Annotated in this window: 15 protein-coding genes; 7 read left to right on the top strand and 8 right to left on the bottom strand. The window is 41.8% G+C overall.

Features of this window, described 5'->3' with window-relative positions:
• Window positions 1-34 precede the first annotated feature (34 nt).
• Genes C6Y07_RS11190 through C6Y07_RS11180 form a run of 3 tightly spaced genes read right to left on the bottom strand, consistent with a single transcriptional unit; the run spans window position 35 to window position 5,406 of the window.
• Window positions 35-1,816, bottom strand: coding sequence for an acyl-CoA dehydrogenase family protein (locus tag C6Y07_RS11190; protein WP_106156682.1), 1,782 nt, complete (start codon window positions 1,814-1,816; stop codon window positions 35-37).
• A gap of 14 nt (window positions 1,817-1,830) precedes the next feature.
• Window positions 1,831-3,006: an acetyl-CoA C-acetyltransferase gene (locus tag C6Y07_RS11185; RefSeq protein ID WP_003213349.1), complete on the bottom strand. Its 1,176-nt coding sequence runs from the start codon at window positions 3,004-3,006 to the stop codon at window positions 1,831-1,833.
• Between the two features lie 12 nt (window positions 3,007-3,018).
• Entirely contained in the window at window positions 3,019-5,406 is a 2,388-nt protein-coding gene (locus C6Y07_RS11180) for a 3-hydroxyacyl-CoA dehydrogenase/enoyl-CoA hydratase family protein (RefSeq protein ID WP_106156681.1), read from the bottom strand.
• A gap of 199 nt (window positions 5,407-5,605) precedes the next feature.
• On the opposite strand from C6Y07_RS11180, the gene C6Y07_RS11175 reads away from it, so the two are divergent.
• From C6Y07_RS11175 to C6Y07_RS11160, 4 genes are all read left to right on the top strand, one after another.
• Window positions 5,606-5,743, top strand: coding sequence for a YuzL family protein (locus C6Y07_RS11175; RefSeq protein WP_003212904.1), 138 nt, complete (start codon window positions 5,606-5,608; stop codon window positions 5,741-5,743).
• A 44-nt stretch (window positions 5,744-5,787) separates the two neighbouring features.
• Window positions 5,788-6,021, top strand: a complete 234-nt coding sequence (locus C6Y07_RS11170; RefSeq protein ID WP_223250686.1) for a hypothetical protein — start codon at window positions 5,788-5,790, stop codon at window positions 6,019-6,021.
• Between the two features lie 12 nt (window positions 6,022-6,033).
• Window positions 6,034-6,381 (top strand): spore coat protein, encoded by a 348-nt coding sequence (locus C6Y07_RS11165; RefSeq protein WP_060597266.1) that lies wholly within the window; start codon window positions 6,034-6,036, stop codon window positions 6,379-6,381.
• Window positions 6,382-6,587: 206 nt separating this feature from the next.
• Window positions 6,588-7,451 carry a DUF6973 domain-containing protein gene (locus C6Y07_RS11160; RefSeq protein ID WP_106036530.1) on the top strand — a complete coding sequence of 288 codons (864 nt, stop codon included), beginning with the start codon at window positions 6,588-6,590 and terminating at the stop codon, window positions 7,449-7,451.
• 326 nt (window positions 7,452-7,777) lie between these two features.
• On the opposite strand, the gene C6Y07_RS11150 is transcribed toward C6Y07_RS11160, so the two are convergent.
• The 3 genes from C6Y07_RS11150 to C6Y07_RS11140 form a co-directional block, all read right to left on the bottom strand.
• A complete protein-coding gene (locus tag C6Y07_RS11150) occupies window positions 7,778-8,032 on the bottom strand; it encodes a YusU family protein (protein WP_106036529.1) in 255 nt (84 codons plus the stop codon).
• A 71-nt stretch (window positions 8,033-8,103) separates the two neighbouring features.
• The gene (locus C6Y07_RS11145; protein WP_008347057.1) at window positions 8,104-8,934 is read right to left on the bottom strand and encodes an ABC transporter ATP-binding protein; all 831 of its coding nucleotides are present in this window, start codon (window positions 8,932-8,934) and stop codon (window positions 8,104-8,106) included.
• Between the two features lie 147 nt (window positions 8,935-9,081).
• Window positions 9,082-9,528 (bottom strand): YusW family protein, encoded by a 447-nt coding sequence (locus C6Y07_RS11140; RefSeq protein WP_189282639.1) that lies wholly within the window; start codon window positions 9,526-9,528, stop codon window positions 9,082-9,084.
• A 111-nt stretch (window positions 9,529-9,639) separates the two neighbouring features.
• Here C6Y07_RS11140 and C6Y07_RS11135 point away from each other — a divergent pair, with 111 nt between their 5' ends.
• Window positions 9,640-10,485 carry an oxidoreductase gene (locus C6Y07_RS11135; protein WP_223254143.1) on the top strand — a complete coding sequence of 282 codons (846 nt, stop codon included), beginning with the start codon at window positions 9,640-9,642 and terminating at the stop codon, window positions 10,483-10,485.
• Window positions 10,486-10,530: 45 nt separating this feature from the next.
• Here C6Y07_RS11135 and C6Y07_RS11130 read toward each other — a convergent pair whose 3' ends face one another.
• Window positions 10,531-11,901: a S1C family serine protease gene (locus C6Y07_RS11130; RefSeq protein ID WP_003213179.1), complete on the bottom strand. Its 1,371-nt coding sequence runs from the start codon at window positions 11,899-11,901 to the stop codon at window positions 10,531-10,533.
• Between the two features lie 336 nt (window positions 11,902-12,237).
• On the opposite strand from C6Y07_RS11130, the gene C6Y07_RS11125 reads away from it, so the two are divergent.
• Both C6Y07_RS11125 and C6Y07_RS11120 read left to right on the top strand, forming a co-directional pair.
• Window positions 12,238-12,915, top strand: a complete 678-nt coding sequence (locus C6Y07_RS11125) for a response regulator transcription factor (RefSeq protein WP_003212732.1) — start codon at window positions 12,238-12,240, stop codon at window positions 12,913-12,915.
• Complete coding sequence (locus tag C6Y07_RS11120) at window positions 12,912-14,243, top strand: sensor histidine kinase (protein ID WP_106032222.1); 1,332 nt, start codon at window positions 12,912-12,914, stop codon at window positions 14,241-14,243. Before C6Y07_RS11125 ends, C6Y07_RS11120 begins: the two co-directional genes overlap by 4 nt.
• A gap of 20 nt (window positions 14,244-14,263) precedes the next feature.
• On the opposite strand, the gene spxO is transcribed toward C6Y07_RS11120, so the two are convergent.
• Entirely contained in the window at window positions 14,264-14,428 is a 165-nt protein-coding gene (gene spxO / locus C6Y07_RS18935; RefSeq protein WP_003212782.1) for an anti-adapter protein SpxO, read from the bottom strand.
• Between the last annotated feature and the right edge of the window lie 78 nt (window positions 14,429-14,506).

Raw genomic sequence — 14,506 nt, 5'->3', positions numbered from 1 at the left:
GGTGCGGAGTGATACCCGCACCTTTTCAGCCGTCTTATACGATATATTTCTCTGCTTCAAAGATTCGTTTCGCCACTTCGCGCTTTTTGGCGATGACATTGATCGGGGTGAATCTTGTCAGTTTGCGAAGAGCTGACAGACTCATGCGGAGTGCATCTCCTTCTTCCATCGCGATCAAGGATTCTTTTGCATGAGCTTCAATTTTTAAGAAGGCTTCCTGCGTGAAAATTTGTGTGTAAGCAAGCTTTTGAGTATTCTTATCTAGCCCTGATGCAGCGATTGCCTTTTCAGTACGCAGAATCGCCGATTCAGCAGCAAAAATTTCATTGAAGATATCCGCTATGTTCACAAGAATCTCTTGCTCTTTGTCTAATGCTTTTCCATACTTCATCGCCGCCATTCCAGATACCATTAAGGCGATCTTTTTCGCATGGGCGAGCAAGTATTTTTCTTGATCGAGCGGCTGATCACCTGGCTCTTCCGGCATCATCATCATGAGCTCTTCCTGTAAGGTTTGCGCCTTTTGAAGCAGCGGAAGCTCTCCCTTCATCGCTTTCTTCAAGAATGTGCCTGGTACAAGCAGACGGTTGATTTCGTTAGTCCCTTCAAAAATACGGTTAATCCGCGAGTCACGATAGGCTCTTTCGACCTCGTATTCTTGCATGAATCCATATCCGCCGTGAATCTGCACGCCCTCATCCGCTATATAGTCTAAAGTTTCAGAGCCAAGTACTTTACAAAGAGAGCATTCAATCGCATATTCTGCAATGGACTGGGCAATTTGTTTGCCATCCTTTTGCTCTTCTTCACTTAATAGACCCATGCGCTGTTCAAATAATCCGACTGTGCGGTAAACAGCACTTTCCATCGCATAGAGCTTTGCCGACATGTTGGCTACTTTTTCACCAATTAAGCTAAATCGAGAAATTGGCGTTTGGAATTGCTTACGTTGGTTTGCATATTCTGCCGATAATTGAATGACACGTTTTGACGCACCAACTGTTCCGACAGCCAGCTTGTAGCGTCCGATATTCAAAATGTTAAAGGCAATGACATGACCTCTGCCAGCCTCACCTAGTAAATTCTCCTTCGGCACTTGAGCATCTTCGAGAATTAACGTTCTTGTCGATGAACCTTTAATGCCCATCTTTTTCTCTTCAGGTCCCGTTTTGACACCTGGAAAATCCTTTTCTACGATAAAAGCAGAGAAGTGTTCACCATCAATTTTCGCATATACGACAAAGACGTCGGCAAATGCGGAGTTTGTGATCCACTGTTTTTCCCCATTCAGCACATAATGAGTTCCGGCTTCATTTAAGACCGCAGTTGTCTTTGCTCCAAGGGCGTCAGAGCCTGATCCTGGCTCAGTGAGGGCGTACGCTGCAATTGTTTCTCCAGAAGCGAGTCCAGGAAGATATGTTTCCTTTTGCGCTTGATTTCCAAACAGCACGATTGGCAGAGACCCAATGCCGACATGGGCGCCATAGGAAAGCGAGAAGCTCCCTGCTCTGGAAAATTTCTCGGTAATAATGGCTGAACTGATTTTATCTAATCCGAGCCCGCCGAATTCTTCAGGCACGTCAGCTCCTAGCAGCCCAAGCTCTCCAGCCTTTTTGAGAAGCCTGACAGAATGCTCAAATTCATGGTTTTCAATTTGATCTATATATGGAACAACGTCTTGTAAAATATAATCCTCTGTTGTCTTTCCAATCATTTGATGCTCATCAGAGAAATCCTCTGGTGTAAAGATATGCTCATAATTCGTCTCATCAATTAAGAAGCTTCCACCCTTTTTTACCTCTTCCATTGCTTTCATTCTGTTTTCCCCCTTTAGATCAATTCAAAAATTCCTGCTGCTCCCATGCCCCCGCCGATACACATTGTGACGATGCCAAATTGCTCGTTTCGCCGCTTCATTTCATGAATGAGTGACAGTGTCAGTTTTGTTCCTGTACAGCCGAGCGGATGTCCTAGCGCGATTGCCCCGCCATTGACATTCACTTTCTCTTCATCAATCCCTAAATGACGAATAACTTGAATGGCCTGAGAGGCAAACGCTTCGTTTAATTCAAACAGCCCGATATCCTTCAGCTCAAGTCCAGCGATTTTCAGCGCACGCGGAATGGCTTCAATTGGACCGATTCCCATCACCTCAGGCGGTACACCGCCAACAGCAAACGCCCGAAACTTGGCGAGCGGCTGAAGGGAAAGTGAGGATGCTTTCTCACGATCCATCATCATCACACACGCAGCACCGTCACTTGTTTGTGAAGAGTTTCCTGCGGTCACCGTGCCTTTTGTCGAGAAAGCCGGACGCAAAGTAGAAAGAATCTCTTCCGTTGTCCCTGCTCTCACGCCTTCATCCTGTGAAAACTTAAATTGATGTTCTTCTAATTGATATTGCTCCCCTACCCGCCGCTCTGTTACATCAACGGAGACAATTTCATCTGAAAATTTTCCTTCCTGTAATGCTTTGGCTGCCTTTTGATGACTTCTTACCGCAAAGGCGTCCTGATCTTGACGTGTGACCTGATACTTTTGCGCCACCTGCTCTGCCGTGTGCCCCATGCTCATATAGTATTCAGGCGCTTGTTCTGCCAATTGAGCATTCGGACGAATGGAATGACCCATCATCGGCACCTGTGACATCGATTCGACTCCTCCAGCTAAGATCGTTTCTGCCTGACCGAGCATAATCCGCTCACCTGCATAAGCGATTGACTGAAGACCAGATGAGCAGTAGCGGTTGATGGTGATGGCAGGTACTGTATACGGAAGTCCTGCTAACGCCCCAATATTCCGAGCCACATTTAACCCCTGCTCTGCTTCTGGTGTTGCACATCCGATGATCAAATCATCTATCTGTCCGTCGTAATCACCAGCACGCTTTAATGTTTCTTTTACACACAACGCGCCCATATCATCAGGTCGAACATGTTTTAACGATCCTTTTTTCGCCTTCCCTACTGGTGTTCTCGCGCCAGCGACAATGACTGCTTCTCTCATTTTGACTCCCCCTTAGTTACGTAAAGGTTTTCCTTTGACGAGCATGTGCTGCATGCGTGCTTGTGATTTCACTTCTCCTACAAGACTTAAAAAGGCTTCCCTTTCAAGCTCTAATAAGTATTGCTCCTCTACCTCTGTTCCAAATGGCAGTTTCCCGCCGGAAATAACATGAGCTAATTTTTTAACTATGGTCATGTCATGCTCTGAAATGTATCCAGACAGTCTCATATTTTCAGCAGCCAATATCATCGCTGCATAGCCTGTTTCTCCCATGACGGGCACCTTTTGCGTAAGCGGCGCACGATAACCCGATTCATCAAGAGAGAGCACGAGTTGTTTCGCATCATAGATCAGGTGGTCTCCGTTCATGCTGATTCGGTCACTCGCGCGCAGCATGTTCATATCCCGCGCTTCCTCTGCCGAAGTGGATACTTTCGCCATTGCAATTGTTTCAAATGTTTTCATCGTGGCGTCTTGTATAGCGGTCTGCGATGGCTTCGCTGATCCTTGCAGATGGCGAAGGTATAATTCTTTGTTTCCACCGCCGCCTGGAATCAGTCCAACTCCCGCTTCGACAAGACCCATGTATGCTTCACTCGACGCCTGAATAGCTGCTGCCGGCAGACAAACCTCTGTTCCGCCTCCAAGTGTCATACCAAACGGAGCAGCAACGACTGGACGGTCGCTATATTTCACCTTCATCATTGCCTGCTGGAAGCGGCGGATCACAAAGTCAATTTCAAAGAAATTATCGTCCTGAGCCTCCATTAAAATGAGAGCAAGGTTGGCACCAACACAGAAGTTCTTCCCTTGGTTTCCGATGACAAGCCCTCTATAATTCTGTTCCACCTCATCGACAGCGCGATTGATCATGTCAATGACATCTAGTCCAATGGCATTGCTTTTGGAGTGAAATTCGAGCAAGGCGACATCATCACCGATATCAATCAAGCTCGCACCAGCATTTTTGAAAATCACGCCGTTCTTCTTTTTCAATTTCGCTAAGGAAATATTCTTGTCGTTTCCTTTTTCCTGTTCGTAAGCCCCATTGTGATAAAACGCACGCTCTCCATCAGCATTTTCTTGATAGAATGTGTCGTGTCCTTCTGACAGCATGTCTTGCACCCACTGCGGGATGCTGTGACCTTCTGCTTCCATGCGCTCGACTGCTTTTTTCACACCGATTGCATCCCAGAGCTCAAATGGACCGTGCTGCCAGCCAAATCCCCATTTCATTGCGTTATCGACGGACTGAATATCATCCGCAATTTCGCCTTTTAACTGAGCTGAGTAAAGGAGCACAGGTGCCGTCATGTTCCAGAGCAATTGTCCTGCACGACCATCTTGATAAATAAGCGCTTTCAATTTCGCTTTCGTTCCCTTTTGCTGCTTCGCCATCTCAATGCCTGGATCTTTCAGCTTCGTTCGTTCTCCATACGTGAGCGTCACAGGATCAAGTTCTAAAATGGCCTTTCCATTTTTTTGATAAAACCCTTGCCCTGCCTTGCTTCCAATCCATCCTTTTTCAAGCATTCTTTCAATAAACTCAGGCAGCTGGAAAATATCTTTTTCCTTACCTTCGACTTGGTCATATACGTTGCGGGCTACATGGAAAAACGTGTCGAGTCCTACGACATCAAGTGTACGGAACGTCGCACTTTTCGGTCTTCCAATGAGAGGTCCTGTGACCGAATCCACCTCTCCAATGGTGTATTTGTTTTCAAGCATTTCACGCACTGTCACAAGGAGTCCATAAGTACCAATACGATTGGCAATAAAGTTCGGCGTATCTTTCGCTTCAACGACGCCTTTCCCAAGTACATCCTCGCCAAACGTTTTCATAAATTGAAGTACTTCTGGATCTGTTTCTTGAATAGGAATAATTTCTAAAAGCTTTAAATAACGAGCTGGGTTAAAAAAATGTGTGCCTAAGAAGTGGCGTTTAAAATCCTCTGATCGGCCTTCTGCCATTTTTTCAACCGAAATTCCGGATGTATTACTTGATACGATACTGCCTTCTTTGCGGTGTTCGTCGATGAGAGAGAATACGTGTTGTTTGATGCTGAGTTTTTCAGTGACGACTTCAATGATCCAGTCAGCATCATGTAATAAGGAAAGGTGATCTGTGAGATTTCCCGGTGTGATGTATGATAGGTTTTTTGCTGATGTAAGAGGTGCTGGCTTTTGCTTTAATAATTTTTTCATCGCTTCTTGACTTAATCTATTCCGAACACTAGGGTGATCAAGCGTTCGCTTTTTTGCCGTTTCTTCCTTTGTCAGTTCGTTTGGCACAATATCTAGCAATGTGACTGGTATCCCGATATTGGCTAGATGCGCAGCAATGCCTGAGCCCATGACACCTGAACCAATGACAGCTGCCTTGCGAATATGTTTGCCCATAAATATCCCCCTAAACATTTTGAATGAACAGTCATTCATTTTTTGTGCAAAAAAAAGCAATGCCTCTTTCTTTATCTTAAAAGATTTTCCGAAACAGTTCAAGAGCGGATTTCAAAATTTTACACATTCTCATGTGCCTTATTTTACGGCGTATGAATTAAAGAGGAGAGGGCATTGTAAGAATGGAGGTGATGTCCACATGTCTCGTTTGAAGAAAAATCCATCGAAAGCAGGCGTAAGTGCTGCAAGTGTAAAAGGAAACGCAGGTCCATCACAGGAAGCAGACCTAGGCGGAAAAAAGACCAGTCAAAATCAGCAATATAAAAAGAATCAGTAAGGAAACAAAATTGTAAGGAGGAACACACCTTGAACAATCAGCAAATGAATATGCCCCCGCAAGTCATTTCAGTAAAGGATTCCTTGTACTTAGAGGATATGCTGAATTGGAACTTGATCGCTATGAAAAAGGCTCACTTTATGGCCGAGCATTGCCAGGACCAAACATTGAAACAAGAATTAAACCAAGTGGGCCAAATGCACCATCAGCATTACACACAAATTCTTCAGCATTTAGGCAGCTCAGGGCAAGGCCAGTCTACTGGCTTTATGCAATAGGAGGAAAAAAACATGGAACAACAAAACCAACAAAAAATCGGGAATCCTCAAACTCCGGTTCCCACGACAACAAACATGAATGATCGTGATTTTATCACAGATCTGCTGTCGACTGAGAAATATATGACAAGTGGATATAACACAGCGCTCAATGAATTCAGTCATGAATCTCTTTACCAAGATATTCAGCGAATTGCGCTTGAAACACAGAAAACACAAAGACATTTATATGATGTCATGTTCAGATATGGCTGGTATTCTGTTGAAGCGGCTGACCAGCAAAAACTCCAGCAGGCACACCAGAAATTCCAGCAAACACTGACAGATCAATCTCCATACGGTTCATCACCAATGTCATAAGAAAAAACTTCCAGTAAATGAAGATGGATATTCATAAAATAATGGATCCGATTTTATCCGGATCCATTATTTTGAAATGACAATTTATACATAATAAGATTAAATATTCCTGAATTTTTATATAATACTAGAAATTAAACTATCTATTCCACCTAATATATTCTATAATATAGAACATATTATAGAAAAAAGGAGTTTAGGAATAAATGTACAAAAAAAGCTTGTTAATAATATTTTTTTCTTTGGTTTTATCAACATTATTTATTAAGGAAAATATTGCAGTTGCAGAAGTAAATTCTTTAGATAATAAAAAAGTAATTTCTTCACTAAACAAAACTGCACAATCAAGGGCATCTACAAAATTTTTCTATGAAAGTATTAGAAATAACATAATGACATATTTTGATATGTTCGAAAACAGAGAGATCAACGAAAAAGAATTAGAAAAATTAATTAAAGAAAACATTTCCCCAGCCTTAAAAAATTCTGACGATCAAGTTGCTCTTGAATTAAGTGAAGAAAAATCAAAAATAAATACAATATCTATAAAAAGCTCCTATGTTGAATATTCATTAGGTAAATTAGGTGCTAATGCTAAAGAAATTAATCTTTTTGCAAAACACCCTCATAATGCTGCCAAAACTAAAAACATTGCAGATGTCGCTTCAAGAGAAGCTGCAAAACGATATTCTAAGTATACGCTATGGCAAGGGAATGGGGACGCTTATAGACACGCTTTATGGAATGCCATAATGACTAAAAATATCAGTAGGAATTGGGCTTACCAAGTAGGTTATGCACACGAAAATTTAAAACCCGGTGAAAAGGCTCCTGATTTGGATACAAAAATGGATATCACGAACAATTATAGAGGTAGACTTGATGGAACTACATATAAAGACTATAATGATGTTCAGTTAACTCAAATTGTTGCTGATACAGTATCTAAAGGAAAAAAAGTTCGCATACGAACTTACACTTCAGGTAAAGCAGATAGAATTTTAGATGGTGTTAAAACAAAGTATGTAAATAAATTTGTTGAAACAACTTCAGGTGGAAGAAAAAGATAGTGAAAAGATGTGACCTATATGAAGAAAATCCTTATAGCTATCACTTTATTACTAGGTAGTTTAATTTATTTAATATTTAGAATAACAAAACCCAAATTATACTTAAATGATTTTTCATACGAAGTAGATAATCCGATTAGCATCAAATGGAATTACATCCTCATAGACACTGGGTTTGTAAAAGATAATCCAAACTCAGTTTATGAAATTTGGATTACACCTATTTACATTATAATTATATTATCTCTTCTCCTTTTGTTTTTTGGCATTAAAAAAAAGTAATTTCACCAAACTACCTCTTCGTGTGGGGTAGTTTTTTATTTATCTTAAAATTTACCTTTATTGGCGCGGTGAGCTTCGTTCAACTGTTTGATTCGTTGAATCGTGTGTTTGATTTCTTCTTTTGCTTCTGGATACGTTTCATTAAAGTGCTTTGCTAGAGGCGGCATGCTTTTTGCGATATGAGAGTAGATCACCCATTGTTTCACATCTTGTTTCAGTGCGTCTGTTGATTCGCCAAGGAGTAGCTCAGTATATTTCTCAAGCAAGCCTTCCAGCTTTTCATCTAGTTCATTTCCCATTGATCTTCCGCTCCTTTTTCAGAAAAAAGCCTGACTCTGTACGTAACAGATGTCAGGCTTTTGACATACGATTATCTTGCAGCAAGAAATGTCTCGGCTTGTGCCTGCTGTACAATACAACGTCCTCTGCCGTGCGGAATACATAATGGTGTTCCGAATAAAGGATCTGTTGTCACTTGGCAGTTCATATCAAAGACATTTTTCACGAGATCACAGTTAATGACGGTTTCCGGTCTTCCTTCTGCATAAATCGACTTGTCTTTAATGGCAACAAGGTGATGCGCATATCTGCATGCGAGATTCAGGTCATGAAGAACCATGACAATCGTGCGCTGCTCTTTTTCATTTAAGTCAAACAGAAGGTCGAGAATTTCAATTTGATGCGTCATGTCTAAATACGTCGTCGGCTCATCTAACAAAATGATATCCGTCTCCTGCGCTAACGTCATCGCAATCCATGCACGCTGCCTTTGTCCACCTGATAATGAATCGACCGTTCGATCAGCGAGGTCTTCCATCTTTGTTGACTTCAGTGCACGATTCACTGCTTCTTCGTCTTGCTTCGACCACTGCTTCAGCCAATTTTGATAAGGATATCTACCTTGCTTCACTAGCTGATGCACGGTTAATCCTTCTGGCGCTTCTGGTCCTTGTGGAAGAATGGCGAGCTGTTTCGCTACTTCCTTTGTTGGTAATTTGGCAATGGAATGACCTTCAAGCAGGACAGAACCACCCATTGGCTTCATAAGACGGGCCAAAGAGCGAAGTAGCGTGGATTTACCGCATCCATTGCTGCCAATAAATACTGTGATTTCACCCTTAGGGATTGATACATTTAGTTCATCTATGATCATTGTTTCTCCGTAGCCTAAGCTTAAACCTTCAGTAGAAATGGCACTCATTCCGCTCAAACGCTCCTTTTCTCATCCAAATTTTTATATTGAATATCGTCTATATATAGACGCAAAAGATCACTTATCTCAATTTAGTGTATCAGATTTAAGTGATTTTGAAAATCATTTTCAATTAAAAAATGAGAAAGTTCCGTTTTACTTCTTCTTTTGGAATGTACGTTTGGTCCCATCTTCAAGCTTCATATCGACCTGAATTCGCTGATAATCATCGTCTAAATTAAAAGCAGCTAATAGCTCATTGACATACGTTTCATTGATCTTCGCACTAGGAATCGACATATCATTTAGCTTCATCTTCATCTCGCGTAAAGCTTCTTCACCTTCATAGCGGACACCGTTCATATGATCACGAATCAGTGCTTCTTCTTTTCCTTTCGCCTGACGATAGGTGGCTTCGTATAATTCGCTTTTCTGCCCGTATTGAACATGCAGGTGGAGATGCTCAAATGGAAGTTCCTTCATTTGAATCGCTGAGAGACTCTCTGCTTCTGCTTCCTTTGTTTGCTGGAGCGGCTCAATCGATTGGCAGCCAGACAGCATAAAAAGCAGCACTCCTATTTGTCCCGCCTTCTTCCAACACATCATGCGCTTCCTCCTATTTCTTATCATCGCTTTTTATTCTTCTCCATCCTTCTTTTCGTTATTCAATAAAAGAGCGGTCTATGGTAAATTGAAACAAAAAGGAGGTACGAGATGATGAAAAGGACAGCCATTGTAACTGGTGCCAATAGCGGCTTTGGCAAGCTCATCACGACTGGTCTCGCCAAGCAAGGCTATACAGTGATTGCAGGTGTCAGGCAGGAAGCCAATGCGAAAAAGCTTGCTGAAGAAATCGAGCAAGCCTCGTTAGCCGAAGCGATACATATTGAAGCATTAGATGTGACAGACACGCAGTCAATTCAAGCATTTCAGAAAAAGTTGCATACTTACGCCCCCATTACCTTGCTTGTCAACAATGCTGGAACAGCCTATGCGGGTTTTGCTGAAGAGGTTCCTGTTGACACGTACCGCCAGCAATTTGATGTCAATGTTTTCGGAGTCATGGAAGTGACACAAGCCGTCCTTCCGCTGATGACAAATGGTGCAAAGATATTCAATATGAGCAGCATCAGCGGATTAATGGGAATGCCCGCACTTTCTCCTTATGTATCCTCCAAGTTTGCTTTAGAGGGCTACACAGAGAGCTTGCGCATTGAACTGGCATCGTTCGGTATACAGGCAGCCTTGATCGAGCCAGGCTCTTTCCAAACGAATATTTGGAACACGTCTATGAACGAGCACATGTTGCAGCCAGGGGAAGGATCGAAATACACAAGCATCTATCAAAAGATGATGGTTTATATCAATGCCCAGAAAACCAACTACGGTGACCCGCGTGAAGTCGCAGAGCTTGTGATTCGGTTAGCCGAGAAGAAACGGCTGAAAAAGTTGAGATATCCGATTGGGAAAGGGGTGCGACTTTCATTCACAGCAAAGCAGCTCTTGCCTTGGAGCATGTGGGAAAAGATCATATTACGTACACTCTCTTCAAAAAAATAAGCATAAAAAAACAGGTAGACCTTTAACGTCCACCTGTTTTTTCATTTATTCAGTTTCAGACTGTCCTAGGGTAATGTCTAGGTTCTTGTTTTTCCCTTCACGAATAACAGTCATTGTCGTTTTATCGCCGACTTTTGTTTCTTTGTACAAAATTTCTTTCAGCTGAGAGCTATTCGCTACGTTTTTTCCTTTAAACTTGATGATGACATCTCCAGACTTCAAGCCTGCTTTTTGTGCAGGTGATCCTTTTGATACATCCTTTACGTAAATCCCTTTGCCGATTTGTTTATCAAATAGGCCGAGCGTATTTTCTTGATACGTTTCAGGCACTTGCTCAAGGTCAATCATTTGTACGCCAAGATAAGGACGTTCAACCTTTCCGTTTTTCAACAGCTCATCTACAATCGGTTTGACATCGTTACTTGGAATCGCAAAGCCGAGTGATTCCACACCGCTTTCGCTAATTTTTAAGCTGTTGATACCAATGACTTGACCATCTGTATTGATAAGCGGTCCCCCGCTGTTTCCTGGATTGATCGCTGCATCTGTTTGCAGTACATTCATTTCCACCGTACCAGATGATGTGTTCGCTTCAACTGTACGATCAAGACCACTAATAATCCCTTCTGTCACAGTACCAGAGAACTGGGCACCAAGAGGGTTCCCAATTGCGATCACTTTGTCTCCAGCACGGAGCTTAGAAGAATCACCAAAGCTCGCCACTTTATCAATGCCGTCTGCATTGATTTCGACAACAGCTAAATCTGTCATCACGTCACTGCCGACAAGCTTCGCGTCTTTTGTTTTTCCGTCATAAAGTGTGACCTTCAATTTATTGGCACCCTCGACTACGTGGTTATTTGTAATAATGTACGCTTTTTTGCCATCTTTTTTAAAGATGACACCAGAACCCGTGCCAGCTTCAGCTTCTGTTGAATCACCGCTAAGGCCAAACGAATTTTGGGTAGATTGATAGTTTGAGACTCCCACAATGGTTGGCTCTAAATCTTCTACCATATCAGAGACATTCGTGGCATTGGTGATTTGTTTTGTTGAGAAATTTTCAGAGGCTGCCGGTTCACTTGACGCTGTTTGCGTTTGAGTGTTTGCTGCTGTGTTCTGTGACTGCGGCAAAAGCGGTGTAATGCCAAGCACAAGGCCTCCGCCAATAATTCCTCCAAGGATCGGACTGAGCCATGCTGCTTTCCGCTTTTTCTCCTTTTTCGACACACGGTCATCCTCCATTTGAGGAGAATGGTTTGTCACACTCTCCTGAGTGGCAGAAGCTTCGTTTTCATGAGGTTGAAAAACGAGTTCCTTTTCTTTTTCAGGTTCGTCTATTTGTTTCTCATTCTCTTGATGTACATCTTCTTGTTGATTCAACTTCTTCTCTTCATCTTCTCTTCGGAAATCCATCGCTTACACTCCTTTACATCATGTTCATGACTTGCTTGATTCATATGTGTAGATCGGACTCATGTCCTCTTAATGGCAACATCATTGAAAATACTACATGACAATATGTCAAATTATATAATACTTATTCATAGAAAAAAAGCAAGGTGCGCACATTCGTGAAAAGCACCTATTGATCTGCCTTTTGTCTATGCCCTTTTTTCCCTTGAGCTTATCATAAACAAACATTATGGGATAATAATGAGAAGAATATGTGAAATTGTGAAAAAAGCATGTGATTGTTGACATGCCGCCTTTGTATCCCGTTATAATGACGTTGAGAGGATGTGGAAGACTTTGTCGTACACCATTTATTTAGTGGAAGATGAACAAAACTTAAACGAACTTTTAACCAAATATTTAGAAAGTGAAAATTGGAATGTCTCCTCTTTTTTAACCGGAGAAGCGGCACGCGAAGCAATGAATAAACCGCCGCATCTATGGATTTTAGATATCATGCTGCCTGATACAGATGGCTACACACTGATTAAAGAAATCAAAGCCGCATCACCTGACGTACCGGTCATTTTCATTTCAGCACGCGACGCTGATATTGATCGTGTCCTCGGTTTAGAGCTGGGAAGCAGTGATTATATTGCGAAACCATTTCTTCCGCGCGAGCTGATCATTCGGGTGCAAAAGCTGCTTGAGCTTGTGTATAAAAACAGCGATACTCCGCAGCAGCAAAGTGTTACACCCGTTTCCTCTTATGTCATTCATGAGGATGTAAGAGAGGTGTATGAAGGAGATCAGCTGATTAACTTAACTTCTAAGGAATTTGACTTGCTGCTTTTATTTACACATCATCAAGGACATGCTTTTTCTCGTGAAGATATTCTCGTCAAAATTTGGGGACACGATTACTTTGGGACAGATCGTGTGGTGGATGACCTTGTCAGACGATTGCGCAAAAAAATGCCCGACTTAAAGGTCGAGACCATCTATGGATTTGGCTATAGGATGCTAAAAGGATGAAGAACAAACCACTCGCTTTTCAAATTTGGATCGTCATCTCTGGTATTTTACTCACCATCTCGATTGTTCTGATCATCCTATTTTCCAATACATTACGAAATTTTTTCACGAATGAGATTTATAAAAATATCGAAAATGAACAGCAGGTGCTCACAGAATATCCGTTGAACCGAGACGGCTCGCCAAAGTCGACACCGGAAAACCGCTCGGTGCAGCACATTCTGATTCCGTCAGATGAATTAAACCAAATGGGGCAGTTTTTCCCACACGCCTTTATTGAGAAAATCCAAGCCTTTGTGAAAAAACAAAAAAGCGCAACGAAACGCTATTCTGAAGAGGTGAATGGCCAGCACATCTTTTTTGTCATCAAAAAAGTATCAACAGGCAATACACAATATATTCTTTTGTCTTATGCGCCAGACTCTTATCGAGATGACCTGTCCTTTACGCTGTTTAAACAGCTGATCTTTATCTTGGGCACCGTTATTTTATTAAGCTGGATTCCATCGATTTGGCTTGCCCGCTACTTATCCCGTCCAATCGTTGCGTTTGAAAAACACGTGAAGCGGATTGCACAAGAGGACTGGGACGATCCTGTCATCGTTGACCGGCAAGATGAAATTGGAAAGCTTGGTCATACCATTGAAGAAATGAGACAAAAACTCATTCAAAAGGATGAAACAGAACGGACTCTTTTGCAAAATATATCACATGACTTAAAGACACCTGTCATGGTCATCCGCGGCTATACGCAGTCGATTAAAGATGGTATTTTTCCTAAGGGAGATCTTGAACAAACAGTGGAAGTCATTGAAGGTGAAGCGGAAAAGCTTGAGAAGAAAATCAAGGATTTGCTGTACTTAACAAAGCTTGATTATTTATCAAATCAACACCCTGCACATGCTTCCTTCCTACTCAGTAATACGATGCTGGAAGTGGTCGACCGAATACGCTGGTCGAAAAATGAATTACAGTGGAACGTGGACTTAGATGATGAGGCTGCTCTTGAAGGCGATCCAGAACAATGGAGCAAATTATTTGAAAATGTCCTAGAAAATCAACTTCGCTACGCAAAAAGGAAAATTGATATTCAAATGAAACAGGAAGAGGATCAAATACGCATTGTCATTCGTAATGACGGTCCTCCAATTGAAGAACATATGCTATCCAGCCTATACGAACCTTTTAGTAAGGGAAAAAAGGGCGAATTCGGTATTGGATTAAGCATTGTCAAAAAAATTCTCTCCATGCATCAAGCGTCTATATCAATTGAAAATGATGATCTAGGTGTACGTTATACGATCACGGTACCAAAGAAGAGACTGTAGGTTTTTGACCGCAGTCTTTTTTAGATGAATGAATACCCATTGAAATCACGGTATGTGGCTTTGATTTTCTTGCCAGCTTGATACATCCATTTCTTTTCAATGGTTGTCTCTTTCGGCATTTTGACTTTTTCTACTTGAATTCCTTTTGTTCGCAAGCGTCTTATCATATCATCGATTTCTCTCATGGAACATCATCCTTTCACATTTTTTGACCAGTTGGTCACCTTACTTTATAATATAAAGAATTACACTGTAAAAAACAA

It is taken from the genome of Bacillus sp. LNXM12-1 (assembly GCF_003004375.1).
In the GTDB taxonomy this organism is placed as follows: Bacteria; Bacillota; Bacilli; order Bacillales; family Bacillaceae; genus Bacillus.
Note: the sequence above shows the minus strand (reverse complement) of the source record. Positions and strands in the feature narration are given on the sequence as shown.